Source organism: Staphylococcus sp. aM, assembly GCF_052975125.1.
Window position 1 is genome coordinate 478,082 of record NZ_CP121447.1, and the last position, 26,949, is coordinate 505,030.

26 protein-coding genes are annotated in these 26,949 nt (G+C 32.2%); 15 read left to right on the forward strand and 11 right to left on the reverse strand.

Annotated elements, in window-relative coordinates:
• The first annotated feature begins 7 nt into the window (after window positions 1–7).
• Together P7F85_RS02155 and P7F85_RS02160 are read left to right on the forward strand one after the other, a co-directional pair.
• Window positions 8–961, forward strand: coding sequence for an osmoprotectant ABC transporter substrate-binding protein (locus P7F85_RS02155; RefSeq protein WP_002466458.1), 954 nt, complete (start codon window positions 8–10; stop codon window positions 959–961).
• Window positions 962–963: 2 nt separating this feature from the next.
• On the forward strand, window positions 964–1,653 hold the full coding sequence (locus tag P7F85_RS02160; RefSeq protein ID WP_002450378.1) for an ABC transporter permease: 690 nt from the start codon (window positions 964–966) through the stop codon (window positions 1,651–1,653).
• 62 nt (window positions 1,654–1,715) lie between these two features.
• On the opposite strand, the gene lrgB is transcribed toward P7F85_RS02160, so the two are convergent.
• Together lrgB and lrgA are read right to left on the reverse strand one after the other, a co-directional pair.
• Window positions 1,716–2,420 carry an antiholin-like protein LrgB gene (gene lrgB / locus P7F85_RS02165; protein ID WP_002466453.1) on the reverse strand — a complete coding sequence of 235 codons (705 nt, stop codon included), beginning with the start codon at window positions 2,418–2,420 and terminating at the stop codon, window positions 1,716–1,718.
• 2 nt (window positions 2,421–2,422) lie between these two features.
• The gene (gene lrgA / locus P7F85_RS02170) at window positions 2,423–2,869 is read right to left on the reverse strand and encodes an antiholin-like murein hydrolase modulator LrgA (protein ID WP_002466455.1); all 447 of its coding nucleotides are present in this window, start codon (window positions 2,867–2,869) and stop codon (window positions 2,423–2,425) included.
• A gap of 602 nt (window positions 2,870–3,471) precedes the next feature.
• Here lrgA and P7F85_RS02175 point away from each other — a divergent pair.
• The 5 genes from P7F85_RS02175 (at window position 3,472) to P7F85_RS02195 (ending at window position 7,947) form a co-directional block, all read left to right on the forward strand.
• On the forward strand, window positions 3,472–4,875 hold the full coding sequence (locus P7F85_RS02175; protein ID WP_447158558.1) for an MFS transporter: 1,404 nt from the start codon (window positions 3,472–3,474) through the stop codon (window positions 4,873–4,875).
• 153 nt (window positions 4,876–5,028) lie between these two features.
• A complete protein-coding gene (locus P7F85_RS02180) occupies window positions 5,029–5,961 on the forward strand; it encodes a 2-dehydropantoate 2-reductase (RefSeq protein ID WP_002466456.1) in 933 nt (310 codons plus the stop codon).
• Window positions 5,962–6,067: 106 nt separating this feature from the next.
• Window positions 6,068–6,517 (forward strand): GNAT family N-acetyltransferase, encoded by a 450-nt coding sequence (locus tag P7F85_RS02185; protein ID WP_002466465.1) that lies wholly within the window; start codon window positions 6,068–6,070, stop codon window positions 6,515–6,517.
• 66 nt (window positions 6,518–6,583) lie between these two features.
• Window positions 6,584–7,057, forward strand: coding sequence for a DUF1440 domain-containing protein (locus P7F85_RS02190; protein ID WP_002466454.1), 474 nt, complete (start codon window positions 6,584–6,586; stop codon window positions 7,055–7,057).
• Window positions 7,058–7,095: 38 nt separating this feature from the next.
• Window positions 7,096–7,947: an NAD-dependent epimerase/dehydratase family protein gene (locus P7F85_RS02195; RefSeq protein WP_002466459.1), complete on the forward strand. Its 852-nt coding sequence runs from the start codon at window positions 7,096–7,098 to the stop codon at window positions 7,945–7,947.
• A 63-nt stretch (window positions 7,948–8,010) separates the two neighbouring features.
• On the opposite strand, the gene yidC is transcribed toward P7F85_RS02195, so the two are convergent.
• Window positions 8,011–8,823, reverse strand: coding sequence for a membrane protein insertase YidC (gene yidC, locus P7F85_RS02200; RefSeq protein WP_270251538.1), 813 nt, complete (start codon window positions 8,821–8,823; stop codon window positions 8,011–8,013).
• A gap of 141 nt (window positions 8,824–8,964) precedes the next feature.
• Complete coding sequence (locus P7F85_RS02205) at window positions 8,965–10,473, reverse strand: serine hydrolase FLP (RefSeq protein ID WP_015364714.1); 1,509 nt, start codon at window positions 10,471–10,473, stop codon at window positions 8,965–8,967.
• 254 nt (window positions 10,474–10,727) lie between these two features.
• Here P7F85_RS02205 and P7F85_RS02210 point away from each other — a divergent pair, with 254 nt between their 5' ends.
• Window positions 10,728–12,557 carry an APC family permease gene (locus P7F85_RS02210; RefSeq protein ID WP_002466462.1) on the forward strand — a complete coding sequence of 610 codons (1,830 nt, stop codon included), beginning with the start codon at window positions 10,728–10,730 and terminating at the stop codon, window positions 12,555–12,557.
• Between the two features lie 66 nt (window positions 12,558–12,623).
• On the opposite strand, the gene P7F85_RS02215 is transcribed toward P7F85_RS02210, so the two are convergent.
• A complete protein-coding gene (locus tag P7F85_RS02215) occupies window positions 12,624–14,807 on the reverse strand; it encodes a cation:proton antiporter (RefSeq protein ID WP_015364715.1) in 2,184 nt (727 codons plus the stop codon).
• Window positions 14,808–14,932: 125 nt separating this feature from the next.
• The gene (locus P7F85_RS02220; protein ID WP_002450366.1) at window positions 14,933–16,336 is read right to left on the reverse strand and encodes an amino acid permease; all 1,404 of its coding nucleotides are present in this window, start codon (window positions 16,334–16,336) and stop codon (window positions 14,933–14,935) included.
• Window positions 16,337–16,692: 356 nt separating this feature from the next.
• Between P7F85_RS02220 and P7F85_RS02225 the strand changes: the two genes are divergently transcribed.
• Window positions 16,693–17,502 carry a metallophosphoesterase gene (locus P7F85_RS02225; protein WP_002466720.1) on the forward strand — a complete coding sequence of 270 codons (810 nt, stop codon included), beginning with the start codon at window positions 16,693–16,695 and terminating at the stop codon, window positions 17,500–17,502.
• 55 nt (window positions 17,503–17,557) lie between these two features.
• Here the strand turns inward: P7F85_RS02225 and P7F85_RS02230 are convergent, their stop codons facing one another.
• Window positions 17,558–18,172, reverse strand: a complete 615-nt coding sequence (locus P7F85_RS02230) for a C39 family peptidase (protein ID WP_002466726.1) — start codon at window positions 18,170–18,172, stop codon at window positions 17,558–17,560.
• 165 nt (window positions 18,173–18,337) lie between these two features.
• Between P7F85_RS02230 and P7F85_RS02235 the strand changes: the two genes are divergently transcribed.
• Window positions 18,338–18,817: a GyrI-like domain-containing protein gene (locus tag P7F85_RS02235; RefSeq protein ID WP_002466724.1), complete on the forward strand. Its 480-nt coding sequence runs from the start codon at window positions 18,338–18,340 to the stop codon at window positions 18,815–18,817.
• A gap of 66 nt (window positions 18,818–18,883) precedes the next feature.
• Here P7F85_RS02235 and P7F85_RS02240 read toward each other — a convergent pair whose 3' ends face one another.
• Window positions 18,884–20,089 (reverse strand): multidrug effflux MFS transporter, encoded by a 1,206-nt coding sequence (locus P7F85_RS02240; RefSeq protein WP_002466722.1) that lies wholly within the window; start codon window positions 20,087–20,089, stop codon window positions 18,884–18,886.
• Between the two features lie 159 nt (window positions 20,090–20,248).
• On the opposite strand from P7F85_RS02240, the gene P7F85_RS02245 reads away from it, so the two are divergent.
• Complete coding sequence (locus P7F85_RS02245) at window positions 20,249–20,578, forward strand: PadR family transcriptional regulator (protein WP_002466723.1); 330 nt, start codon at window positions 20,249–20,251, stop codon at window positions 20,576–20,578.
• On the forward strand, window positions 20,571–21,158 hold the full coding sequence (locus tag P7F85_RS02250) for a DUF2812 domain-containing protein (protein ID WP_447158578.1): 588 nt from the start codon (window positions 20,571–20,573) through the stop codon (window positions 21,156–21,158). The genes P7F85_RS02245 and P7F85_RS02250 overlap by 8 nt, the downstream gene beginning before the upstream one ends.
• Before the next feature lie 71 nt (window positions 21,159–21,229).
• Here the strand turns inward: P7F85_RS02250 and P7F85_RS02255 are convergent, their stop codons facing one another.
• On the reverse strand, window positions 21,230–21,916 hold the full coding sequence (locus P7F85_RS02255) for a hypothetical protein (RefSeq protein ID WP_002466727.1): 687 nt from the start codon (window positions 21,914–21,916) through the stop codon (window positions 21,230–21,232).
• Between the two features lie 33 nt (window positions 21,917–21,949).
• Entirely contained in the window at window positions 21,950–23,098 is a 1,149-nt protein-coding gene (locus P7F85_RS02260; protein ID WP_019236069.1) for a glycerate kinase, read from the reverse strand.
• Window positions 23,099–23,287: 189 nt separating this feature from the next.
• Here P7F85_RS02260 and P7F85_RS02265 point away from each other — a divergent pair, with 189 nt between their 5' ends.
• The 3 genes from P7F85_RS02265 to P7F85_RS02275 all read left to right on the forward strand — a co-directional run bounded on the left by P7F85_RS02265 (window position 23,288) and on the right by P7F85_RS02275 (window position 26,380).
• Entirely contained in the window at window positions 23,288–24,799 is a 1,512-nt protein-coding gene (locus P7F85_RS02265; protein ID WP_447158559.1) for a hypothetical protein, read from the forward strand.
• 2 nt (window positions 24,800–24,801) lie between these two features.
• Window positions 24,802–25,182 (forward strand): GtrA family protein, encoded by a 381-nt coding sequence (locus tag P7F85_RS02270; RefSeq protein WP_002466655.1) that lies wholly within the window; start codon window positions 24,802–24,804, stop codon window positions 25,180–25,182.
• 295 nt (window positions 25,183–25,477) lie between these two features.
• Window positions 25,478–26,380 carry a cation diffusion facilitator family transporter gene (locus P7F85_RS02275; RefSeq protein WP_002466660.1) on the forward strand — a complete coding sequence of 301 codons (903 nt, stop codon included), beginning with the start codon at window positions 25,478–25,480 and terminating at the stop codon, window positions 26,378–26,380.
• A 69-nt stretch (window positions 26,381–26,449) separates the two neighbouring features.
• On the opposite strand, the gene P7F85_RS02280 is transcribed toward P7F85_RS02275, so the two are convergent.
• On the reverse strand, window positions 26,450–26,830 hold the full coding sequence (locus P7F85_RS02280) for an aggregation-promoting factor C-terminal-like domain-containing protein (RefSeq protein WP_002466656.1): 381 nt from the start codon (window positions 26,828–26,830) through the stop codon (window positions 26,450–26,452).
• Window positions 26,831–26,949: the final 119 nt, after the last annotated feature.

Here is a 26,949-nt window from a genome sequence, read left to right on the forward strand (position 1 = left end):
TATCAATATGAAGAAACATATCAAATATACAGTGATTCTTATTGCGTTGTCCCTCTTAGTATTATCTGGGTGTAGTTTGCCAGGTTTAGGGGACGGCAATTCAAAGAATGATGTAAAAATTACAACAACTGAGACGAGTGAAACTAAAATCATTGCTAATATGGAAAAATTAATGATTGAACATGAAACTAAAGGCAAAATTAAACCTACAATTATAGGTAACTTAGGTTCTAGTATTATTCAACATAACGCATTACAGCGCGGTGACGTCAATATGTCTGCGGTAAGATACACAGGTACCGAATTAACAAGTGTATTGGATGCCAAACCGACGAAAGATCCTAAAAAAGCCATGGCAGAGTCACAAAGACTATTTAAGAAAAAATATGATCAAAAGTATTATAATTCATTAGGTTTTGCGAATACGTATGCGTTTATGGTGACAAAAGAAACAGCTAAGAAATATCACTTAGAAAAAGTATCAGACTTAGAAAAACATAAAGACGAATTACGATTAGGTATGGATACGCAATGGATGAATAGAGCAGGCGATGGCTATCCAGCATTCGTTAAAGATTATGGATTCAAATTTGCTAGTGCACGACCAATGCAAATTGGACTAGTATATGATGCACTGAAAAATAAAAAATTAGATGTTGCTGTAGGATATTCTACTGATGGTCGTATTGCAGCATATGATTTAAAAATCTTAAAAGATGATCGTAAATTCTTCCCACCATATGATGGTAGTCCACTAGCGACTGAAAAAGTGATTAAAGATAATCCGAAAATTGATACGGCCTTGAAAAAGTTAGAAGGTAAAGTGTCAACAAAAGAAATGCAGAAATTAAATTACGAAGCAGATGGTAAAGGTAAAGAACCAGCTATCATTGCTGAAGAATACTTGAAAAAACATAACTATTTCGAAAACGACAAAAATAGTAAGAAAGGTGGTCAATAATCATGAAAGGTAATTTATTCCAATCTATTATTGAATATTACTCATTAAACTTTGGCTACCTAATGGAACTATTCTTTAAACATTTACTTATGTCAGTATATGGTGTGCTCTTTGCATGTATCATTGGGATACCGATTGGTATTGTCATTGCACGATATAAAAAATTAGCATGGCCAATCATCACGATTGCTAATATCATTCAAACTGTTCCAGCCATTGCCATGTTGGCCATTTTAATGTTAGCGATGGGACTTGGTCCAACTACAGTAGTTGTTACCGTATTCTTATATTCATTATTACCAATTATTAAGAATACGTACACGGGCATTGTAGATGTAGATGAGAATATTAAAGATGCTGGTAAAGGCATGGGTATGACGAGAAACCAAGTTTTACGTATGATTGAATTACCACTATCTCTTTCAGTCATCATTGGTGGTATACGTATTGCGCTCGTTGTAGCAATTGGAATTGTGGCAATTGGTTCATTTATCGGAGCGCCAACGCTTGGTGATATTATCATCCGAGGTACCAATTCAACAGACGGTACGACTTTCATCCTTGCAGGGGCAATCCCTATTGCATTAATAGCCATTTTAATTGATTTAGGTTTAAGATTTTTAGAAAAACGATTAGATCCTACTCGTAAAAATAAAAAGAAATTTGAACATCAACCACAACAAATCAAATAAAATATAAAAAAGAGGTCTGAACTATGATTTTTGTTCAGGCCTCTTATCTTATATTAAATGATTTAACCTAATAAAATAGGTGCTAATATTGGCACAATTGCGACGACGATGACACCAACGATAACAACGGCAATACTACCCATTGATTCTTCAGTTTCACCTAAATCTTTTGCGGCTGCAACACCTAGTGTATGACCACTAGAACCTAACGCTAAACCACGTGCAATTGGATTGGTAATTTTAAACCATTGTACAATCTTAGTACCGAGCGCAGAGATAACAACAGCATTAAGAATAACAGCTAATGATGTTAACTCTTTTACTCCACCGATACCTTCAGATACTGGTAAAGCAATCGCTGTTGTAGCAGCTTGAGGTAACATTGATGCAACAATTTGATTACCAAATTGGAATAATGAAGCAACTAAGTAAATTAATATTAAAGCTACAACTGTACCTAATGCGATACCACCGAATATTTGTAACCAATATTTTTTTAACACATCACGTTTTTTATATAAAGGTATAGCAAAACTGATTGTCGCTGGCTCTAAGAAGAAATATATAATGTCGCCACCGATTTTGTAACTTTGATAGCTAATACCTGTTAATTTTAAGAAAGCAATACCTACAACCATACTTACAAATAAAGGTGCAAGTAAGAAAAAGCCATTTGTCTTTTTATAAAAATATGTAGCTATAACAAATGGGATTAATGATAATAAAATACCGAAATAGGGTGTATTAATACCTAAATAGTCCGCCATGATTAACCTCCTATACGACTAGTTTCTTCATTTTTCTCTTTACTTGGGAATAGTGATTTAGTCACAAGTAACTGAGATGCATAACCAGTACATACTAATAAGAAAATAGTTGAAATAATAATAAGTAAGATAATCAGTATTGGACTTTTACTTAAAATCGGTAATGAATTGATAACTGAAATCCCAGCTGGAACGAATAAGAAACTGATGTTATTCGTTAAAGCAGTTCCTACGGATTCAACCTGTTCCAATTTAACAATGCCAGTACATAAAGCTATAAATAATAAAACTAAACCGATTACTGAAGCGGGCATTGGGATAGGCATGACTGCTTCAATGATCTTGGAAATAAATAAAATAACTGCAAGTGTTAAAGCCTGTTGGAAGAAATGATACACTCTTCCAGATGTATGTTGAACTCGTTCACTTTGAGAAGGTGAGTTAGCCATAACATACATTCCTCCTGTTCTATTTGTATAAAATGATTTGGTAAGAACGTTTGGATTTGTCAAAAATACGACTCACTTACTCATTTAAAACAAAAAAAGCGACTGACTTGTTATTAGGTTTTAAAAAAATAAATAAAGCTTAAATTGCAAATTTCAAACGAATCTTTTGTGAAGTAATTCACAAGTGATTATACAATACATTTCATATTAATTTGTATATTGAATTCGTCATTTCAGTGACAATTTTCAAAATAATTAATAGGGATCATCGTTATCAATTTAACAAATCCTCGTATTATCAAATCGAAAACGCTTACCTATTTTTAACGATAATACTATCATTTGTATAGTTCAAGACGTTATGGAAAAATAAAAGTAATTGGTGTAAAATATAGATTTATATATACAAATATTCTAAATATTAAAAGAAATTAAAGGGTAAAGGTAAAGAAGTATTAAATCGATTTATATAAACAGATTAATAATTTAGACAAATAGAAGGAAAGAGATTGTTATTAAATCAAAGGTCATAGCATTAAGTCGATTTAAAACCAAGTAAGTAAAAGTTGGAAAGTGTTTTTTGTAGGAGGAATTGATATTTTATGAACAAAGCTTCAAGAGAATTTGAAGGAGATAATAGGCTTCTTCTTGGTATCATTTTAGGTGTGATTACCTTTTGGTTATTCGCACAAACACTTGTGAATCTAGTTGTCCCTTTGCAATCTACATATCAAAGTGATATCGGTACGATTAACATAGCAGTCAGTCTTACAGCTTTAATGTCAGGCTTATTTATTGTAGGTGCCGGTGACTTTGCGGACAAATTTGGTCGTGTGAAAGTCACATATATTGGATTAATTTTAAATATTATTGGTTCTTTGTTAATTATTATCACGCCATTTACACCATTTTTAATTGCTGGAAGAATATTCCAAGGGTTGTCTGCTGCATGTATTATGCCAGCAACACTAGCTATTATTAACCAATATTATATTGGTACAGCGAGACAAAGAGCGTTAAGTTATTGGTCAATTGGATCATGGGGTGGTAGTGGTATTTGTACACTCTTTGGTGGCTTAATGTCAACGCACTTTGGTTGGAGAACCATCTTCATCGTTTCTATTGTATTAACATTATTATCAATGTATTTAATTAAACATACACCTGAAACAAAAGCTGAACCAGTTATCACTGAAAATGGTGAGAAAAAGAAATTCGATATTGTTGGCTTAATGATCTTGATTATTTGTATGTTAAGTATCAACGTGATTATTACGCAAACATCTAAACTAGGCTTATTCTCACCCATTATTTTAAGTCTAATCGTGGTTTTCATTGTTTCACTTATCGGCTTTATTATCTATGAAAATAAGATTAAATATCCTTTAGTAGATTTTAGTTTGTTCTCAAATAAAGGATATAGTGGTGCAACAGTTTCTAACTTTATGTTGAATGGTGTTGCAGGTGGGACACTCATTGTTGTTAATACCTACTATCAACAACAATTAGATTTTAATGAATCACAAACAGGTATGATTTCATTAACTTATTTGATAGCAGTATTAATTATGATTCGTGTAGGTGAAATAATACTACAAGCACTTGGTCCTAAACGTCCGTTATTAATGGGTAGCGGAATTACTGCACTTGGTTTAGTATTACTGTCATTAACGTTTTTACCAGAACCTTGGTATATTACGTCTAGTGTCATTGGTTATTTATTATTTGGTACTGGCCTAGGTATCTATGCCACTCCATCTACAGATACAGCTGTAGCACAAGCGCCTGACGAAAAAGTGGGTGTTGCTTCAGGTGTTTATAAAATGGCATCATCTTTAGGTAATGCATTTGGTGTTGCTATTTCAGGAACAATATATGGTGTGTTTGCATCACAAATGAATATGGAATTAGGCGGCTTTATGGGTGTGATTTTAAATGCGGTCATTGCCATCATTGCATTCTTCGCCATTTTATTATTAGTTCCAAAGAAAGCAAGAAATTTATAATTACTAGTGAAAGGTCGAAACGAAAAAGTTTCGACCTTTTTTATAGCATTAATTTTAATGTTAGAAAATTATGAAAATTAAGTTATGTTCATTGACGATGTTAGTCTTAAATAGTATTTTAAAGGTAACTTTATCGAGGAATGAGGGATTGGAATGAAGATAGCTATTGCAGGTTCAGGTGCATTAGGAAGTGGATTTGGTGCTAAATTATTCCAAAATGGATATGATGTAACGCTAATAGACAGTTGGGAATCACATGTTAAGGCAATTCAAACGAATGGATTACACATAGATATTAATGGTGAACATTGTCATTTAGAAATACCAATGTATGATTCTAGAGACATACCTGAAGATGTGTTATATGATGTTGTATTTTTATTTCCAAAATCAATGCAGCTTAAAGAGGTGTTAGATTATATACAACCACATATAAATCAATCAACCATCGTAGTATGTACGATGAATGGGCTAAAACATGAGCGTTTGATTGAGCAATATGTCGAATTACCACAAATTGTGAGAGGTGTAACAACTTGGACAGCAGGTATCGAAAGTCCAGGTTATACGCATCTAATGGGTAGTGGCCCAGTTGAAGTAGGTGCATTAGTTACAGAGGGTACTGATAACGTAAAAACAATCGTAGACATTTTGAATCAGGCAGAGCTAAATGGTGTATTGAGTGATGATTTACATCAATCTATATGGAAGAAAATTTGTGTGAATGGGACAGCCAATGCACTATGTACAATTTTAGAATGTAATTTAGCAACGTTAAATCAAAGCGATGATGCTAAAAACCTTATTTATAAAATTACCCAGGAAATTGTGCACGTAGCAACGATTGATGATGTACATTTGAACTTAGATGAAGTGTTTGAATATCTCATCGACTTAAATGATAAAGTAGGTCCACATTATCCTTCGATGTACCAAGATTTAATAAACAATCATCGTAAAACTGAAATTGACTATATTAATGGTGCGGTTGCTCGTTTGGGAATGGAACACCATATCGATGCACCAGTCAATCATTTCGTAGCTAATATGATTCATGCTAAAGAACAACAATTAGATGCACAATAAATGTAAGAAACCTTTTATTAAGCTTATAAGCAAAATCCATGAATTGCTTATAAGCTTTTTTAAACTGAAAAATGACGTGTGACATTCTAATATTTGAGGTGAGTATATGATCGTTAATGAATTAGAAAATACGGTGGTCAAAAAATATATGAATTTACTATTATTAGCAGATCCTGAAAAACAGGCAATAGAACAATATATTAATCAATGTCAGGTCTATTTACTTAGTGATCATCACCAATCCCAAACACTAGCTATTGCAGCAGTAGAAAAATTATCTGATGCAGAGATAGAGCTGAAAAACATTGCTGTTCATCCTTTATATCGCAGAAAAGGACAAGGTACTTACCTAATGACATGGTTATTTAATAAATATCGAAACATGACAATGTATGTTGGTACTAGTGACACTGAAAGTACGCTCAACTTTTATTATCGATTAGGCTTTGAAGACTATGATATTAGAAAAAATTTCTTTATTAGCCAATATGAACAGCCTATTTATGACAATGGAAAATTGCTCAAAGACATGAAAATACTTAAAAAGGATTTATAAATTGTGTCTTAAGTATATATGAAAGGGTAATGATAAAAGGAAAGATAAGTTTAAGGAGATGTTTGTATGTCTATATCATACAAGAAAGTAATTATGACTGGTCTGGTTGGTGGCTTCTTAGGAGGCGCTGTTAAAATGGGTTGGGAAGCATTATTACCACCTAGAACGCCAGAGCGTGATGAAGAGCCACCACCAATGACAATGCTTCATCAATTAGATTTACCGGAGAATGTTAAACATGCAAGTTATCATTATAACGGTAATGAGATTCCACTCACAATAATGGGTGTTCATTATGGATTTTCTATAGCGAATGCATTAGGATATGCACTACTTGCAGAAAAATGTCCTCAAGTAAAAGTATTAAGAGGAAGTATTTTTGGTGTGTTAGTAAACATAGCCTTTCATGAATACCTACTACCAAAATTATCATTAACACCTAAAGTAGAAGATTTACCTAAAGAAGAAAGGTTTTCAGAATTGCTTGGGCATATTATTTGGATGAATACGATAGATTTTGTACACTCGTCTAGCAAGTAATTAAATACCCCCTATATAAATAGAGAAAAGGTGAGACTATGAGTAAAATATTTGTAACTGGTGCAACTGGTTTAATCGGTACCAAATTAACAAAAAGATTATTAGAAGAAGGTCACGATGTAGCTGGCTTTACAACATCTGAAAATGGTAAACATAAATTAGAATCAGCAAATGTCAAAGCGTATGTCGGAGATATTTTGAAATACGATACGATTGAATCAGCAATTGCGGATTTCCAACCAGAGATTATTATTAATCAAATTACAGATTTAAAAAATGTAGATATGGCAGCCAATACTAAAGTTCGTGTCGAAGGTTCTAAAAACTTAATCGATGCAGCTCAGAAATACAATGTTAAAAAAGTCATCGCACAAAGTATAGGCTTTATGTACGAAGCAGGGGAAGGCCTTGCTACAGAAGAAACACCATTAGATTTAGAATCAAGTGGTGACCGTAAAGTAACAGTTGATGGTGTAATTGGACTTGAGGAAGAAACATCTCGTATGGATGAATATGTTGTATTAAGATTTGGTTGGTTATACGGACCTGGTACATGGTACGGTAAAGATGGTATGATATACAATCAATTCGTAGATGGTAACGTTACATTATCAGATGGTGTTACATCATTTGTACATCTAGATGATGCAGTTGAAACGTCAATTCAAGCTTTAAACTTTGATAATGGTATTTATAACGTGGCAGATGACGAGCCTGTTAAAGGATCAGATTTTGCAGAATGGTATAAACAACAATTAAATGTTGATCCAGAAATTAACATTCAACCTGCACAACCATTTGAACGTGGTATTACTAACGATAAGTTCAAAGCACAAGGTGGTAAATTAATTTACTCAACTTGGAAAGATGGAATGAACCCAATTAAATAGCGTATATGAAAAAGCACGACTTAGCCTAATGGTTTAAGTCGTGCTTTTTACTATGAATGAGTTTTAACGTTGTTCTTTATGTTGCTCTAATGATTGTCTTAGTTGTTGTGCTTCTGACCGTCCAACCTTGGCATAATGACGATGCGCAAAATGCATTTGGATGATTAGAAATGCCGCACTTAACGACCAATATAGTCCTAAAGCTGAAGCGGAATGTAAAGATGCATAAGTAATGAAGATAGGTGATAAAATCATCATCACATAATACGTTTTACGTTCATTTTTAGGATAATGAATTGAATTCACTAAAGGTTGAATCAAATACATGAGTGCTGCTATTAGCGTCATCATAATATTCGGTTCGGTTAAATTAAACCATAAAAAGTGTGGATATTTTGTAATACCATCACTACTTGGATATTTTAAACTCATATATAATCCCATAAGGATAGGGATTTGTATAATGACAGGGAAATAACCGATAATATTTTTAAATGGATTGATACCATATTGCTTATATTTTTTCATCAATAGTTGATTTGCTGCGTTTCGTTCCTCTTGAGAATCTGCTTCTTTAATCTTCTCTCTAATTTTATCAATTTGAGGTTGAACGACCTTCGTTTTCTCACGCATGATATGCATATTTTTTACTTGAATAAGCATAAATGGTAATAAAATAAAACGCACGATTAAGACAATAGCTATAATAGCTAAACCGTAGTTATAATTAAATAATCGGCCAAATAAATGTAATAACCGATCCATAGGTTGTACAAATGTATTATAAAACAATCCTGTACGATTATCAGATTTTGAATAGTCACATCCTGATAAACATAAAACAGTGATTAATAATAGAGAAATTCGTTTGGCCATCATTGACTTCCTTTTCATATGAAATATCTTTGTTTTAAAGGTATGAAATCAATCATTACATACAATTTTAATCTAATATAACAAACTTTGAACATCGTTTTGGTTACTTATTCTTAACTGTTCATTTTTTAAACATAAATGTTAGTTAGAATGAAGTGTGCGTTTCTGACTTAAAATGATGATTACAAGTAATATAGTAATTAAGATGATACAACTATAAAAGCTAAATAAAGCCCATTTTGCGTGTGCAGGTAACCATGTCATCACAAACGACCAACTATTATTGCCTAAGACAAAGTACGGTAATAAATAAATCGCAACACTTATTAATACGAATACTACCATGACTAAAATAAAAGCATATAGTGAAACTTTGCTTCTTTGGACCATGTATTTGCCGTGTTTGATGGCAAATAAGCGACGTAAGATAAAGTAGAGACTTATAATAACGCCTATCATGGATATGATAGAGATGATGACGTTCATATTGTGAGCTTGATCTATTTTTGTCTCAATCGTTGTATAGTGTTTGTGGTTCATGACTTGTGCATTCAAATGGTCAGCGAGTTGTGTTACTTTATTAGAATTCATATTTGCTAATACGACGATACCATATGATTTTTTAGGATTGAGCAATATAACTGATGAATAGTTATCAAGTGTACCGGTATGGTATACATAATCTGCGTGTGAATTAGTGAACCATCCAGCAGCATAACCATTGGCATCATCTTCACCTTGTGATTCATTTATTGTTTTTTGAGAGGCTTTAACAATATCTTTTGTTTTAGATGATGGTGCTAATTGCATTTTAATCCAATGTTCTAAATCCTTTGTATTAGACATTAAAAAGGCTGAAGGTGTATCGCCAATATTGAATGAAGGTGCACTTTTTTTAATCGTTCCACCTGATTGTTCATAACCAACGGCTTCGTGCTTATTTTTAGAGTTTGTCTTTTTAAATGTTGTGTGTTCCATATGTAGCGGCTCTAAAATATGATCTTTAATATACGTGTTATAAGATTCTTTAGATACGTTCTGAATAATGAGACCTAATACATCGTAATTCATATTGGAATATTCAAATGTGTCTCCAGGTTTATGATTGAGTTCCTTGCCTTTGATACTTTGAACTAAATTTTTGATAGAGTCACCATATACCTCGGTTTGATCCTCACTTGTAATATCTGCGGGTATACCACTTTTCTGACCAAGCAATTGTTTAATCGTGATGTCTTGTTTTTTACCATCGTATTTCATATAAAAGCCTGGAATATATTTAGATACATGATCATTAAGGCTAAGTTTGCCATTTTTAGCTAATTCTAAAATGGCATATCCTGTAAATGCTTTGGTATTTGATGCAATTTCATATCGTGTTGTAGGCTTTGCTTTAATTTTCTTCTCGACATTTGCATAACCGTAACCTTTATTTAAAAAGACTTTGTTATCTTTTATGATTAATATTGAAGCGCCAGGTATATCGCCAGATTTCATGTCTGATTTTACAATTGTATCAATATAATTTTGAGACGATTGAGTGAGTAATGTTTCATTTTTATTATATGCCCAAAAATGTTTCGTAATGATCACAGCAATGAGTATGGCAATCATCATTAAAACAGTGATGATGAATGGTTTCTTTTTCATGATTCTAATCCTTTATTATTTAATGTTGTGTCGTTGTTAATTTTGTGTAATTTATTATAGCAGGTTTTGAAATGTTTTAGCGAGTTAAAGGATTTATTTTATGAATAACAGATGATTAGAAAAATGAATGAATAAAAAGTGTTATAATACTCTAAAGTAGTATATAGTTAGTAAAAAGATATAGTGTTAACCTATACAATTTTCAATGTTGGGAGTATAGTTTATCCATCAACATACAAAGAGGTAGTAGTGTTATGTTTAATCAAATTAAAAGACTTTTAATTGGGCGTCCCAAAAAGAATAGGGACTTGAAAAACGAAAAAATCACTAAATTTAAAGCATTAGCCATTTTATCATCAGATGCATTATCATCAGTAGCTTATGGTCCAGAACAGATATTAATTACATTATCTGTTGTAGGCGCAGTAGCGTCTTGGTATACATTACCTATTGCTGCAGGCGTTCTGATTTTATTAGCTGCATTGATATTATCATATCGCCAAGTGATATATGCTTACCCTAAAGGTGGCGGAGCATATATGGTATCAAAAACGAACTTAGGAGAGAAATGGGGACTTCTTGCTGGTGGTTCGTTATTGGTCGATTATATTTTAACCGTAGCAGTTAGTATATCCTCCGGTGCAGATGCGTTTGTAGCTGCATTTCCAAATTTATATGATTACAAAGTACTCATAGCATGTTTATTAGTATTAGTTATTTTGATATTAAATTTAAGAGGTCTAACTGAATCGGCTACTGTGTTATCTTATCCAGTGTACTTATTCATAATTGGATTGGTTGCATTAATTGTAGTGGGAACGTGGCGTGTTGCAACAGGTGACATTCAACCCCATATGCAATCTTCAGTAGGAACAGCAGTACACGGCGTGACACTCTTTTTACTATTAAAAGCATTTTCTTCAGGGGCTTCTTCTTTAACAGGGGTAGAGGCTATTTCAAATGCGGTGACAAACTTTAAAGACCCAGCACCTAAAAATGCTGTAAAAACGTTAGTCACAATGGGTAGTATTTTAGCATTCCTATTAGTAGGTATCGTAGGATTAGCTTATGTATATGGCATTATGCCACAGACTGAGACTACAGTTCTATCACAATTAGCAACACAAATCTTTGGTGACAATGTGGCATTCTATTTTGTACAAGCTACAACAGTATTGATTTTAGTATTAGCAGCAAATACTGGTTTTACAGCATTTCCAATGTTAGCGGCATCTATGTCTAAAGATAAATACATGCCTAGAATGTTTACAGTTAGAGGGGACAGATTAGGTTATTCTAACTCAATTCTAGTGTTAGGTATTTTTGCGATTATATTAATTATCTTATTTAAAGGTAAAACTGAAAATTTAATTCCATTATATGCAGTAGGTGTGTTCATTCCATTTACATTAGCGCAATTTGGTATGGTATTAAAATGGTTTAGAGAACGACCAAAAGGTTGGCAGGCTAAATTAGCAGTTAATACATTAGGTGGTACGATTACATTTGTAGTATTTATGATATTCTTGATTACTAAATTCAGTCATGTTTGGCCCATTTTATTATTCTTACCATTCTTCGTATCTGTATTTGTAAGAATTAAAATTCATTATCGTAATGTCGCAGAGCAATTACGTTCTGATTTAGATGTCCATGACGTACCAGTAGTAGATCGTAGTTTAGCGATTGTACCGATTATGAGTATTACGACTGTGGTTGATAAATCAATTTATTATGCACAAATGTTAGCGAATAATGACGTGATTGCAGTGCACGTTTCATTTGGTGATGAAGATGAAAAAGCATTCCAAGAAAAATGGAAGCAACACTTTCCTGACGTTAGACTTATTATTTTACATTCAGAATATAGAAGTATCATCAGACCGATATCACGATTTATTGATAAAATACATCGTAAAGCCGAAGATCAAAATTATTTAATCACGGTGGTTGTTCCGGAATTTATTCCTAAGAAACCTTGGCATCATTTATTACACAACCAAACGAGTTTACGATTAAAAATGCATTTAATTTATCAAAAGAACGTGATATTATGTACAATTCCATTTAAACTAAAAAAATAAATTAAAAAGCCGTCGCACTCATCAATTATTTAATAAGTGCGACGGCTTTTAGTTTGAGACATATAGTTAATATTTCTCTGCAAATACTATTTCATTGTAGTTGATATTTTCCCGTAATTGACTTGCCACTTTACGTGATAGTTGATTACGTTTAATTAAAGCATCTAAATATTCACGTTCAGCATAAATAGCTTGGAGGTGAATATTTTGTTGCGCTTCAGTTGTTAATTCTTTAGAAGTTTGGTTTGATTTATCTTTATTTTTATTACCTTTACGTCGATTACGTAAGGCACGAGATAAGGTGTGATATTGATCAACAACTAAACTTACTTCTAACACGTTTGAAGCATTTTGCTCTTTTTGCATACGTAAAATAATATGATGATTAACGATACGTAAAATTTGTTGCACCTTTTTCAAATCATTTTGATAAACTTTTAACATTTCTGTACGGTCAAGTTGTGCTTCTTCATTGTGATGTTGCGAATTATTTTCAGTTTGATTTGATTTGCTTGGTGAGACATGATCTTTATGAGCATGTTCCTTTTTAAATCGATCATACTCTTGTTTACGTAAATTCTTTCTTGCTTTAAAACGAAGATAGAACATTTTAAAGAAGCGTGAAATTTTCTTTACAAAAGAAGCTTCTTTATAGGAATTAGTAAGTTCTTTAACATTTCTATAGTTATTCAACTCTTGTGAATTGATCTTGCCTTTATTGATAAGTCTTTCTAATGTGGCAGTTTCTTCTTCCTCAGCAATTTCTGCTAAACGATGTAATTCTTTAGTATTTTGATTATCTGGTTCTGCATTAATTAGGAATGACATTTCTCCATAATATTGTGTTAATACAGGTCTATAATCAATGTCTTTATTCTTTTCAGATAGTTCTTTAAGGCGACTTATAACCGCTTGCATAATGAAAATTTTTGCTGATTGATAGGTCATACCTTCATTTTCTGTTGATTTCTCTGATTCTGTGATGAAAGGTAATACCACTTGCGCCATTATTAAGCTGATAAGTACCATTAATGAAGCGATGAATAATAAATCATTTCGATACTCGAAGGTTTGGTGGTTATTGATAATCGTTGGCAATGTTAAGGCCATGGATAATGAAATTGTTCCGTGTATACCACACATTGTCATAATAAATGAATAACGTATACGGCTTGGTGGTTGTTCTTCAGCGATATCCGTGTCTTCCAAGTAACGTTGTAAGTGATTTGGATAATAGAAATCTTTGTATAGTAAGAACACCCAGATAAAACGAACAACATAAATAGCTAGTGCAATAAGCAAACTAATCAATATTAAGAATTTAATATTATCTGGTTCTACTTTGATGATTTGGATGACAACTTCAGGAACGATGAATCCCAATACCACGAATACGAATCCGTTTAGGGCATAACTCAACGTATTCCAAATTTGCGAGTAGCTCATTTGTAGTTCAGTTTGTGCACGAATGAGTCGATCGCGTTCCCAACCATGTAAAAGACCTGCAACAACAACTGCGATAATGCCTGATGCATGGAACAACTCTGCAATAAAGTAAACAGCAAATGGTGTAAGTAATTGAATGAATGTTAAAGTATTATTGTCTTTCATACCTTTGTTAGCAGTTAAGTAAATACGTAATCTGACAACCACTGAACCTACAATAATTCCAATTAAAATACCAATAATTGTAGACACGATAAATTGCTCTATCGCATTTACAGCTGAAAAGGCACCTGTGACTAAAGCTGTAACAGCAATTTTAAATGAAATAATACCGGCAGCATCATTTAAAAGTGATTCACCTTCAAGTATGGACATTGATCCTTTAGGTAAGACTTTCCCTTTTGTGATAGCTGATACAGCAACTGCGTCTGTTGGGCATAGAATTGCTGCAATAGCAAAGGCAGCTGGCATTGGTAAATTAGGCCAGATCCAATGAATAAAGAAACCTACACCAATAACGGTAGTAAATACTAAAGCCATAGCCATTAGAATAATTGGTTTTTTATATTCAAGTAATTTCGTTCTTGAAACATGCGTACCTTCAACGAATAGTAAAGGTGCAATGACAGCCATCATAAAGACCTCAGAATCGAAATCAAAATGAATGGGGATAGGTAAGGTGAAGATGGCCACACCTAACGCGATTTGTATAAAAGCAGTAGGGATTTTAGGAAATCGATTATGTATAATCGAACTAATCACTACTGCAATTATAAAGATAATAAAAGCTTCTAATAATTCCATAGAAATCTCCTTGTAATAATGATATATATTATTCTACCTTATATTTTCACATTTACAATTTAAACAAATTAGACAAAAAAAGGTATAATCGACAAAATCGATTATACCTTATAATAATATAATTATTATGTGTTTTCTACGTGTTTTTGATCAGATAAGCGTTGCTTATCAGCTAAGTCTTTAGCGTTATTTTTATACTTTTTATAGTAGAAGTATAAGAAGATGAACCAGAATGGTGAAATAAAGATAGCAGCTCTAGTATCATCACTAAAGAATAATAAAATGAATACAAACGCAAAGAATGCTAATACAACGTATGCTGTAGCTTGTCCTCCAATCAATTTAAACTTATTGTCTTTATGTTCTTGTGGATTCTTTTTAACATAAATAATATAAGAAACAATAATCATTGCCCATACAACTAAGAACAATACTGTCGATAGCGTAGTGACATATATAAATAATTGAATGGCATCTGGAAAGATAAAGTTAAGTAGTGCTGCGACCAATAAAGTAAATGATGACACGAACATTGATAAGTAAGGAACACCATTTGAATTGGTTTTACTTAACACTTTTGGTCCTAGACCTTGTTTAGATAAGCCGAATAGAATACGACTGTTTGAATAAATACCACTATTTGTCGCAGAAGCGGCAGCTGTTAATACTACGAAGTTAACAATACCAGCGGCAAATGGAATACCAATCAATGTAAATAATTTCACGAATGGACTGCTATCTGGATCGATACCATTCCATGGAATGACGGACATGATAACGAGTAGTCCACCAATATAGAATAATAAAATACGAATAGGTACGTTATTGATAGCTTTAGGAATCGTTTTCTGAGGATCTTTTGTTTCCCCAGCTGTAACCCCAATTAATTCTATACCTATAAATGAGTACACAGCAATTTGGAATGACATTAAGAACCCAAATGCACCATGTGGGAACATACCGCCATGTTTAACTAGGTTAGTAAATGATGCATGCCCGTAATGTGTTTTGAAAGAAAAGAATATCAATACTAAACCTACAATAACCATAGCGACAATTGTAACTACTTTAATAATTGAGAACCAGAACTCTAATTCTCCAAATAGTCTTGCACCGAGTAAGTTAAACGAAATTAAAATTAATACAATGAATAATACTGTTAGCCAGTGAGGTACTTGTGGATACCAAAAGGCGAAATATTGTCCCATTGCTGTTAAGTCAGACATACTCGAAACAATCCAACAAATCCAATAAGTCCAACCAATCACGAAACCACCGAAAGGTCCGATGTATTCATTGGCTATATCAACAAATGAATTGAATTTCGTATTACTTAATAATAATTCCCCTAAAGCACGCATAAAAGCAAAAAGTATCATTCCGATAATCATATATGTGAATAACAGAGAAGGTCCTGTAAGTGAAATCGTCTGTCCAGAACCTAAGAATAGCCCCGTACCAATTGCACCCCCAATTGCAATTAATTGGATATGTCTGTTATTCAACTCTCTATGTAGTTGTCTTGCCATAATGTTCCTCCTCAGGAAAGCAAAATAAACATTTTTTGTGAAAGCGTTTTCTTTTTATTAATACTATAGAAATAGTTGTAATAAAGCAATTAATTTTCAAAATATAAGTAAATACATTTATTAGGCTTTGTATGATAAATATTACTTATGACTTTTTTGAATAATCACATAATTCTGTTAAATAGGGGTACTTTCAATAGTAATTAATTTTCGAAAACATAACTATTATAAAGATAAAATAATAATTTTTGAAATGATATGGTGATAATGATTATCAATCATAGTTTTTTGAATCAAAAAAGAGATATGTAATAATGATTAACAATGATAAATAATATGTGAAGAAGGAATGTAAAATGAGAATAGGTGCGATTTCAGATTTACATGTTGATCGACACCCCAAATTAACCGTGCAACATTATTTGGATAGTTTAGTTGATGTGGTAATCAAAAGAAATATAGAGTTACTCGTCATTGCAGGTGACATTTCAAATGACTATCGACAAGTGATTCAATTTATCAATGACTTAAAAGAAACGCTAAATATCCCAATATTATTTGTACCTGGGAATCATGATTTATGGTCTGATGGTACAGATAAAAGTTCACAAGACATTTTCGACATTTATACACAACAAGACACGTGTTTGATTAAACAACCGTATATTATTAATGATGATTGGGCAATAGTGGGGCATACAGGATGGTATGATTACTCATTTGCTAATGACCAATTTTCATTCGAGAAATTAGAACGAGGTAAACATTATGGTGCAACTTGGCAAGATAAAGTGAGAATGGATTGTGATATGACGGATAAAGATTTGTCATTACAAGCGGCGCAACAAGTGGAAGCGGATATAGAACAAGTTGGCACACGTAAGATTATTTTAGTAACACATGTTGTTACACATCCTGCTTTCGTAGTGCCAACACCACATCGTATTTTTGATTTCTTTAATGCTTATATCGGAACCAAAGACTTCAATCATATATACCAAACTAACAATATTCAATATAGTATTATGGGGCACGTTCATTTTAGAAAAACTTTGATGGATAAGGGTATACACTATTTATGTCCATGTTTAGGATATCAACGTCAATGGCGTACAGATGATATTTCTCAGGAAATGAATCATGCACTAATGGACTTTATCATTTAAAAATCGCTAACACTCAAAATAATAGTGGGTGTTAGCGAAGTGTTTTTGATATTGATTATTTAGGATCAACGTATAAACACATGCGCCCTGGGGCATTAAAACTGCGTTCCATTTTAGATTTCTTAATTTTAATGATTTGTTTTTGATTAGGGAAGATAGCTGGAACAATAACACCTTTCTTTATATGACTCCATAGTGGGTCTATATAATAATAGTGTTGATCATCATAGCCAATTACTAATGTGACATGGATATTCGAAACCAGACGAATTTTACGACCATCAAATTTGAAGCTACGACGCATTGGTCGAGCACCTAAACTCGTATGATAAATCACAATAGGTTGTCGTTTATCAATGATCTTTTCTAATTCAGCCAAGCTAGTACCTGTGCCGTCAATGATATGTGAGTTGTATTTTTGTAAAAACGGAACATAGGCTTTTGGGAAAATGGTTTGGTGATAGCCAAATTTAACAAGTAAATGATGACCAACATAACCTTTATATGGATTGTTTGGGTGGGTGGGCCAATTTTTCATAATGTCTGTAGCTTTAACAGGTTGTTCATTATAGTGAAGCATCATAGACGCTGATACGCCTTCACAGCCCATAATCATTGGTATTGGAAATAACTGACTCATCGGTTTAACAGGTAATATAGTTTGGTTCATCGTTAATCTCCTTCGACTTAAATACACTTTAAATAATATTCAATATTATATACCGTGCACCATTTTTTGGATAATGATATGTTTAGAAATAATCATTTTAATGTTATTCAATCCCAAGATAGGTTATAAATAAATGGGAGTAGAAATTTTTAAGGGGAGTCAAAGATGGATTATCAAATTAAAAGTATGAAAGCGACACATATTATTGGCGTGACACGTCAATTTAAAAGTGGCGGTCATGCTCAAAGTAATATTCCTGATTTTTGGGAAGATGTGACGTCTATGGGATTAGATCGTAGACTTGCAGAAAAAAGTGACCTAGCACTTAATGGGTTGCTTGGTCTTTGTTTACCACAACAAGATGGTAAAATGAATTATATGATTGGGGTGTCTTGTGAGACCAATCCAAACGACGGTTTAGAAACGTATCAACTAGAGGATAATGATTATCTTGTGGTCAATGCGAAAGGGAAAGTACCTCAATCCATTAGACAAGCGATGCGTCAAATTCATCAGGAATTGATTCCAACTGAGAATATTCAGTTAAAGCGTGCACCGTTTTTCGAATTGTATCCTGAAGGCGATACGCAAGACGACAATTATATTACTGAAATTTGGTTACCCATAGAACAAAATAAATCATAAAAAAGCGCAAGTGTTAGATGCTTTCAGACTTATAGGTCTGAAAGCATCACACTTGCGTTTTTTATTTTATGAACGATATTTAGTTGGATTAAGTTTGAAATAAATGACTTGTAATATGACTAATAATATTGCCGTTACTGAAATGATTACTAGGTATGGTGAAGCGTCAAATTGACCTTTAAGACCAACTAATGGTGAAATCACACCGCCTAAAATAAATTGGAATAAGCCTAATAAACTTGAAGCATTGCCACTACCACCAGTTCGTTCTTCCATAGCGAGTGCAAAGCCTAACGGTCCGATAGACGTAACCGGGCTTATATTTAAAAAGAAAGCGATGATTAACATCCAAATAGGCCAATGCATTGTTAACGTTAAAATAATCAATACGACCCCAATGATTTGGATTAGTGTTAAATAGATTAATAGCGTGTATCGACTCAACTTTTCAACTAATAGTGCCACAATTTGACTTACTAGAATTAAGCCGATTCCATTGACTGCTAAAATCATACTAAATTGTTGTGGCGATAAGCTATAAATTTTTTGCGTAATAAATGGTGATGCGGCTGAATAACTAAATAACATGACATAAGTTAATCCTTGTAACAACATTGGAATCACAAATGATGGTTTCTTTAACAACTGACCAAAATCTTTAAAAATACGTCCATAGTTTAATATTTTACGTTCGGATTGATCTGTTGATGGCATTTTCATCAATACGCCGATAATGACGATGATTGTGATTATTGTCAGAATGACAAAGATACTTCTCCAAGTAGATATGGTTAGAGCGAATCCACCGAGTAATGGTGCAATGATAGTAATAATCCCATTAACGACCATAAGTGACGTTAAAAACTTAGCCATTTCGTCACCACTAAATTTATCTCCGATAGATGCTTTTGCAATAACAATAGAGCCACCTGCTGTTAAACCTTGAAGCAATCTTAAAAATAGAAAGAAATATAAGTCTGTCGTAAATACCGCAATTAAGGATGCAAGCATATATATAACTAGAATCGTTAAAGCAATTTTTTTTCGACCAAATGCATCTGATAACGGACCAAAGAAAAATTGTCCAAGTGCTAAGCCAATCATTGCAAAAGAAATCGTTAATTGAATTTCAGATGTCGTTGAACTAAAAGCATGTTGCACATTCGGTAACGATGGTGAATACATATCAATCGATAAAGGACCAAAGGTAGTCATTACACCGAAAATGATAATTAATATGAAAGGGAAGTGCTTGGCACTTGTATTTTGCATAATCATTCTCCTTTTAAAGAAGTTATAGAACAAATTATATATGTTTTAACCATATTTGTATGTAGTAATTTAAATTTTTATGTATTTGACATTTATACAGTTTAACTATATAGTTTAACTGTACAGTAGAACTATATAATGAAAGTGAGGTAGATTATTATGAAAAGATACAAACTGCTACCTTTATCAGAAACGATGCATTATATTTTATTATCATTAGTCAAGCCAGCACATGGTTATAAAATTATGCAACAAGTTAACGAAATGAGTAATGGTGATGTAAATATTGCAGCAGGGACTTTGTATGGCGCACTAGAAAATTTACAAAAGAATGGATATATAAACATGATTAGCGAATCAAAGGAACGTAGAAAGGTTTATAAAATAACTCAGCTTGGCAAAGAAATTTTAGAAATTGAAAATGATAGGTTACGTAGAATGGTGAATATTTATGAATCAGGAAGTGATCAAATTGAAAAAAATGACTAAATTCAGAATGTTTTTAAACCCAATTAAAGAAGAAAAATGGATTAACAATATTCTTGATGAAGGCTATAAATTAGTTAGTTTTTCAACTTTTGGATTTTATAAATTTATAGAAACTGATGAAAATTACGTAGTCAGGGTAGATTATCGTTCTTTAAAAAAGCGAGATTTTTATGATTATGTCACTTTACATGAGGAATGTGGATGGGATCATATTTCTGGTAGACCACATGGTGTTAACAATCAGTACTGGGAAAAGAAACGGGATGGTAATGATGATTTATTTTCGGATAATGAATCTAAATTAGCATTTTATCAAAGGATAGTTAATCTAATAACTTCTGTATGTATCATTTATTTAGCTACTTACTTATCTAACATTTTTCAACATCAAAATGCTTTCCAACTATTTTTAACTCCAGGTTTATGGGATATGCCTAAAAATTTAATGTGGAAAGCTATATTATTTGAATTACCATTTGCATTAATGAGATTGTCATTTCATTTAATATTTATTTCACTAATATCGATAGTAATAGTTTTACAATTTAAAATTAATAAACTGAAACAGAACAATATTTAAAATTTAATGGCAAAAACAGGCTTACATGTATTTCTAAATGGAAGTACATGTAAGCCTGTTATGGTTGATGACTATTGTTGTTGATTTTTTGAATTACCGGAACCATTAAGGAGTTCGTCAATTTTAGTTTTAATGCTATCAAATTTTGTATTGATGTCTTGTAGCATGCTATCTACTTTGTTTTGGTTCTCGTTGTTTTGTTGTGCATTATTTGCATTTTTTAATTTATCGATTTGGTCTTGATAAAATTGTGTGAGTTTTGAATCTGCATTAGTTTCTTCTTTTTGTTTTAAGTTATTAATTTGTTGTTGTAATTGATTAATTTGAGTTTGACTATTTTTATTTTGTTTAATTTCGTTTTTAGCTGTATCCACTTGTTTATTAATATCGTCGTTTTGATTTTCGACTTCTTTTTTATAGTTTTGAGAGACGTTAGGGTCGTTATTTACTTTGTTATTGTTGTGATTTAACACTGCTCTCGTTACGAAAATAGCCACGATAATTAATAATATAACGATAATAGCGATTAACCATTTTTTAGATTTACGTGTTTTTTGGTTTTCTTCTTGTAACTCTTGTTCTCTTCTATAATCTCTACCATTGTAATAGCGTTCAGGGTGTTGTTCTGGATCGTTAAATTCATTTTGATCACGATATTGACTTTGATTTCTGTATTCACGTTCTTCACTTTGGCTACGATGATTTTGGTATTGGTCATCATAACGATACGATTCTTTATACTTATCAGTTCTCTTCATTTCATTCACCTCATCATTATTGGGTTAGCTTATTTATGAATCAAAAGACATGTTTAATTTTAATAAACGGGCGATATTGTGTGCAGTTTGACTTAAAAGGGTAGGTCCATTATCCAGTGCGTATTGTAGATCCATAGGTTGATTCATGATACTAAAGACACTATCTATACCGTGATCATAGACTGCTTCGTATCGCTCGCCCAAACTACCACCAATGGCTATAACAGGTAGATTGAATTGCTTAGCAACTTGAGCAACACCAATTGGCGTTTTACCGAAAATCGTTTGGTAATCTAATTTGCCTTCACCTGTAATGACTAAGTCTGCATCTTTAATTCTAGATTTGAAATGTGTTTCTTCTAAAACCACATCAATACCTTTAGATAATTGAACGTCCAAGAATGCTAATAAGGCTGTGCCCATGCCACCAGCTGCGCCTGCACCAGGTATGTCTTTAACATCTTTATCTAGTTGTAATTTTATCTTATCATGATAATGGCTTAGAGCGGTATCCAACTTTGGTATCATCTTTGTTGTGGCGCCTTTTTGTGGACCGTATATCATGGTAGCACCATTATCACCTAACAATGGATTAGTCACATCACAAGCTACTTTCATATCTATGTTTTTTAATTTTGAATTTAACTGTGTTGTATCAATGGTTTGGATATCAAGAAGATGTATTCCGCCTGGTTCAATAGAGTGCCCATTGCTATCTGTAAATTTTACGCCTAATGCTTGTAACATGCCTGCGCCGCCATCATTCGTAGCGCTGCCACCAATACCAAGTATAATTTTTTGAGCACCTTGATCTAAAGCATGATTAATAAGCTGCCCAGTTCCGAAAGAAGTGGTTTTCAATGGATTTCGTTCTTCATTTGATAACAAATCTAAGCCGGATGCAGCGGCCATTTCTATTATTGCTATCTTTTGATGTGGTGAGTAAGCATAATTAGCGTTAATGTCTCGGTAGAGTGGATCTTTTACGGTTGTTGTTATTATTTTAGCGTTTAAAGCATCTATCAAGGCTTCAGTTGTACCTTCGCCACCATCAGCCATGGGAATTAAATCATATTCAATGGTTGATGGTAATATTGTGGAAAATCCTTCTTGTATCGCTTCCGCTGCTTCTTTTGCGGACATACTCTCTTTAAATGAATCTGGTGCGATGACTATTTTCATTGGACGACACTTCCTCATCGATTTGATTATCTTTATTGTAAAAGAGTCAACTTGAAAACAAAAGATAAAACATTATCAGTGATCAATTAATCATGGATGAAAGATACAACATTATATATGGAAAATATAATTTATAATAGTATAATAATATAGCGTAATATTTATATAGGTAAGGTGAACAACTTAGACATGAACAACAAGATCAACTTTAAATTGAATGAATTATACGTATGGTGTACTTTCATTTTTCTTTTTTATTTATTAATTAGTATTCTAACACCTTTGTCAGGAGATGATTTCAAATGGGCAATTGCACATAATTTAACGGTGTATAAAGGACTTATTGAATACACGAATGGGAGATACTTAGATAACTTATTAGAATTAATAGCTATGAAAATCAGTGTTTTAAGATATCTTCTCTATGCCGTTATATCAATGAGTATGGTCTATTTATTAGTTATCATGACTGGCAAATATCAACGTAGAACGTATATTATCATTGCGTTTATAGTCATTTTAATGATGCCAAGAATCATTTATAGAGATACGTATGGTAACTTCGCAGGTTTCTTTAGTTATGTACCTAGTACAGTGTTATCGATATTGATATTATTTGTAGTTGTAGTATCTATATATAAATGGGAAGAACTCAATACTACGTGGATAAGTTTGTTTTTAATATCCACTTTAATAGGGCAATTGTTTGTTGAAAATTTAACACTTTATAATATGTTGATTTTGATTGTTGGGAATGTCATCTTTGTCATTCGAAATCGACATATCAATTATTATTTAATCATGGGCTTTATGTTAAGTTTAATAGGCGGTATGCTCATGTTTATTAACCCGATATATATCAGTATTTACAGAGGTGGCAACGAATATTTACGGTTCTCAGATAATCAAGGTTTGAAACATAAGATATTACATACTATATTTAAGGAATTACCGGAATATATTTTCATTAATCAATATTTAATATTAACCGTGATTGCGTTTATAACAATATATTTATTATTTAAAAATACCTTTTTCAATCATTGGATATTACGTTGGAAAGTAGTTTTGGTAGTCAGTATCGCTATTTTGCCTTTCTATAAATTCTTTATATATGATTTTCTTCAATTTTATAAATTAAAAGGGTCACTCAGTGTCGCTTTATTAAATTTAATGGTTTGTGGATGGTTCTACATTGCGTTATTTATTGCAACTTATATCATTTTTAAAGCACAGTTTATGAGAATGTTAGGTTACTATACACTTGGATCTATATTATTAGTCACTGTGCCATTACTTGTAGTGTCTCCGATAACGGCAGGTAACTTCTATACTATTTATATATTATGGGCCTTGTATTTACTACTATTAATGACTCAGAGCGGAATTAATATGAAATCGTTACATATTGGGATAAGAGCACTAGCATTAGGATTATCTATGATATTTATTGTGACTTTTAGTATGATATATTTTACACATATACAACGGTTAAATTCTATTAAACATCAATTAGATACACAACATATTAAACATGTGGTCGTACTTGAGAAGTTGCCGTTTGAAAATATGCTTAAAAAAGCAACGCCTCGCAATGATATACAACACAATTTATTTAAAATATATTATGATATACCACAGAATGTTAAATTGAAAATTGTACCGTATGGATCGAACATGGCAAAACTTGAAGGAGATTAAGTATGAAATTGACTCAAACGCACTTTGAGATAATAAAATTTATTATTGTAGGCGGGGTGAATACATTTAATTATTATGTAGTGTATTTACTCTTACTAAAACTTTTAAATGTAAATTATTTAGTTAGTCATGTTACTGGCTTTTTAGTAAGCTTTATCATTTCTTACTATTTAAATTGTTACTTTGTATATAAAGTTAAACCTACACTACGTAAATTTATTAGCTTCCCTTTGACACAAGTCGTTAATATGGGAATGCAGACTGTATTGTTATATGTATTTGTACAGTGGTTCAATATACCATCAGAAATTGCACCATTCGCTGGCTTGATCATTACGATACCTATTACATTCATATTATCAAAATGGATTTTAAAAGATTGACGTTTGAGTAATCATCATTATTTCAATCATGCATAACATTATAATCTCGCAAATGAGTAGTGAATATCATTTGTGAGATTTTTTATGTGATCAAATATAAATTGATGGGTTTTTAATTTGAAATTGAGTTGAAAAAGTACTTTTTTTCTTAGCGATTAGCAGGTTGATTTTTAGGCAAATCTAAAAAAATAATTAGCTTAATTATATAAAAAATATAGAAATTAAAAAACGTTGTAAAAACATTTTTTATGATTCATACTATGATTACTAAAGGAAATCAAGGTGGTCTATTGTCATGTCTCAAAATGAAAATTTGAAAATTGCACAACGTGGGGCATATCTAAGTTTAGTTGTTTATATTATTCTTTCAATAGCTAAATACGTGACAGGATTTATATATAATTCTGCAGCAGTCAGAGCGGACGCATTGAATAATATGACAGATATAGTGGTCTCTATTGCTGTTATTGTTGGACTGAAAATTTCTATTAAACCAGCAGATAAAAATCATCCATATGGTCATTTAAAGTCTGAAAATATCTCAACATTATTAGTATCATTTATTATTATGTTTGTGGGGATACAAGTTGTCATTGAAAATGCACCTCGATTATTAACCCATGATAAACATGTACCAAGTCCGATTACAATTCTAGTTAGTATTGTCAGTGGTCTCATCATGCTTGGCGTTTATGTCATTAATCATAAATTAGCAAAGAAAACAAATAGTAGTTCGTTAAAATCTGCTGCTAAAGATAATTTATCAGATAGCTTAGTCAGTATTGGTACTGCAGTAGGTTTGGTATTTACACAAATCGGATTTCCTATTATTGATATTGTTTTAGCAACAATATTAGGTTTATTAATTATATATACTGGCTTTGGAATATTTAAAGAATCTATCTTTACATTAAGTGATGGTTTTAATGAAAAGGATTTAGAAGAATATCGTAATGATATTTTAGAAGTGGATGACGTGCTAGACGTTCGAAGTATTAAAGGACGTTATCATGGTAGTAGTATCTTTTTAGATGTGACTATTGTAGTTGAACCTAATTTATCTATTAATGAAGCACATTTAATTTGTGATAAAGTTGAATCACATCTTCATGAGAAAGGTATATCATCAGTATATGTACATCCTGAACCAAAAATAGATGAAGCTACTGAAAATGAAATACATCAATCACACCAATAAAATAATATAGTAAAAGCGTCGAATAGTATCAATTAAGATTCTATTCGACGCTTTTTTAATATATACAGCTTACCAATAACCGTTAGCTTCTCTGAATGAAATAGCTTTATCGATTGAGCCGTAACGTTCTTTAGCATAATTAATCATACCTTTAGTTTGGTTTTCAACGGAACCATAGCCCCAAGATTGGTTCGTTTGACCTAAACCATGATATTGTCCGTTTGATGCATTAGGATTACCACCTGATTCTGGTATAACAATACTGTCCCACAATGCTTTAGTACCGCCTGCATCTATGAACTCTTGATAAACACTACTTGTAGATTCATTACTTTCTGAATAACTTTGTTGTGACGATTGGTTGTTTTCAGCTGCATGAGCTTGATGTGCTTCCATACCTGTAGCACCTATAGAAATTGTAGCGATAATTGCTAAAATAGATTTTTTCATTATAGTTAACTCCTTTAGTTAGTGAATAATATTCGACTTAAATTGATATCCCCCAAGGATATGAGTCTGAATGTATCATTTGAATTTATGATGTTCTAAAGATGTAATGCATACTATAA

Bases quoted from the DNA above. Each gene is read 5' to 3' on its own strand.
- P7F85_RS02155 (WP_002466458.1), top strand. From the start codon at position 8: ATGAAGAAACATATCAAATATACAGTGATTCTTATTGCGTTGTCCCTC.
- P7F85_RS02160 (WP_002450378.1), top strand. From the start codon at position 964: ATGAAAGGTAATTTATTCCAATCTATTATTGAATATTACTCATTAAAC.
- lrgB (WP_002466453.1), bottom strand. From the start codon at position 2,420: ATGGCGGACTATTTAGGTATTAATACACCCTATTTCGGTATTTTATTA.
- lrgA (WP_002466455.1), bottom strand. From the start codon at position 2,869: ATGGCTAACTCACCTTCTCAAAGTGAACGAGTTCAACATACATCTGGA.
- P7F85_RS02175 (WP_447158558.1), top strand. From the start codon at position 3,472: ATGAACAAAGCTTCAAGAGAATTTGAAGGAGATAATAGGCTTCTTCTT.
- P7F85_RS02180 (WP_002466456.1), top strand. From the start codon at position 5,029: ATGAAGATAGCTATTGCAGGTTCAGGTGCATTAGGAAGTGGATTTGGT.
- P7F85_RS02185 (WP_002466465.1), top strand. From the start codon at position 6,068: ATGATCGTTAATGAATTAGAAAATACGGTGGTCAAAAAATATATGAAT.
- P7F85_RS02190 (WP_002466454.1), top strand. From the start codon at position 6,584: ATGTCTATATCATACAAGAAAGTAATTATGACTGGTCTGGTTGGTGGC.
- P7F85_RS02195 (WP_002466459.1), top strand. From the start codon at position 7,096: ATGAGTAAAATATTTGTAACTGGTGCAACTGGTTTAATCGGTACCAAA.
- yidC (WP_270251538.1), bottom strand. From the start codon at position 8,823: ATGGCCAAACGAATTTCTCTATTATTAATCACTGTTTTATGTTTATCA.
- P7F85_RS02205 (WP_015364714.1), bottom strand. From the start codon at position 10,473: ATGAAAAAGAAACCATTCATCATCACTGTTTTAATGATGATTGCCATA.
- P7F85_RS02210 (WP_002466462.1), top strand. From the start codon at position 10,728: ATGTTTAATCAAATTAAAAGACTTTTAATTGGGCGTCCCAAAAAGAAT.
- P7F85_RS02215 (WP_015364715.1), bottom strand. From the start codon at position 14,807: ATGGAATTATTAGAAGCTTTTATTATCTTTATAATTGCAGTAGTGATT.
- P7F85_RS02220 (WP_002450366.1), bottom strand. From the start codon at position 16,336: ATGGCAAGACAACTACATAGAGAGTTGAATAACAGACATATCCAATTA.
- P7F85_RS02225 (WP_002466720.1), top strand. From the start codon at position 16,693: ATGAGAATAGGTGCGATTTCAGATTTACATGTTGATCGACACCCCAAA.
- P7F85_RS02230 (WP_002466726.1), bottom strand. From the start codon at position 18,172: ATGAACCAAACTATATTACCTGTTAAACCGATGAGTCAGTTATTTCCA.
- P7F85_RS02235 (WP_002466724.1), top strand. From the start codon at position 18,338: ATGGATTATCAAATTAAAAGTATGAAAGCGACACATATTATTGGCGTG.
- P7F85_RS02240 (WP_002466722.1), bottom strand. From the start codon at position 20,089: ATGCAAAATACAAGTGCCAAGCACTTCCCTTTCATATTAATTATCATT.
- P7F85_RS02245 (WP_002466723.1), top strand. From the start codon at position 20,249: ATGAAAAGATACAAACTGCTACCTTTATCAGAAACGATGCATTATATT.
- P7F85_RS02250 (WP_447158578.1), top strand. From the start codon at position 20,571: ATGACTAAATTCAGAATGTTTTTAAACCCAATTAAAGAAGAAAAATGG.
- P7F85_RS02255 (WP_002466727.1), bottom strand. From the start codon at position 21,916: ATGAAGAGAACTGATAAGTATAAAGAATCGTATCGTTATGATGACCAA.
- P7F85_RS02260 (WP_019236069.1), bottom strand. From the start codon at position 23,098: ATGAAAATAGTCATCGCACCAGATTCATTTAAAGAGAGTATGTCCGCA.
- P7F85_RS02265 (WP_447158559.1), top strand. From the start codon at position 23,288: ATGAACAACAAGATCAACTTTAAATTGAATGAATTATACGTATGGTGT.
- P7F85_RS02270 (WP_002466655.1), top strand. From the start codon at position 24,802: ATGAAATTGACTCAAACGCACTTTGAGATAATAAAATTTATTATTGTA.
- P7F85_RS02275 (WP_002466660.1), top strand. From the start codon at position 25,478: ATGTCTCAAAATGAAAATTTGAAAATTGCACAACGTGGGGCATATCTA.
- P7F85_RS02280 (WP_002466656.1), bottom strand. From the start codon at position 26,830: ATGAAAAAATCTATTTTAGCAATTATCGCTACAATTTCTATAGGTGCT.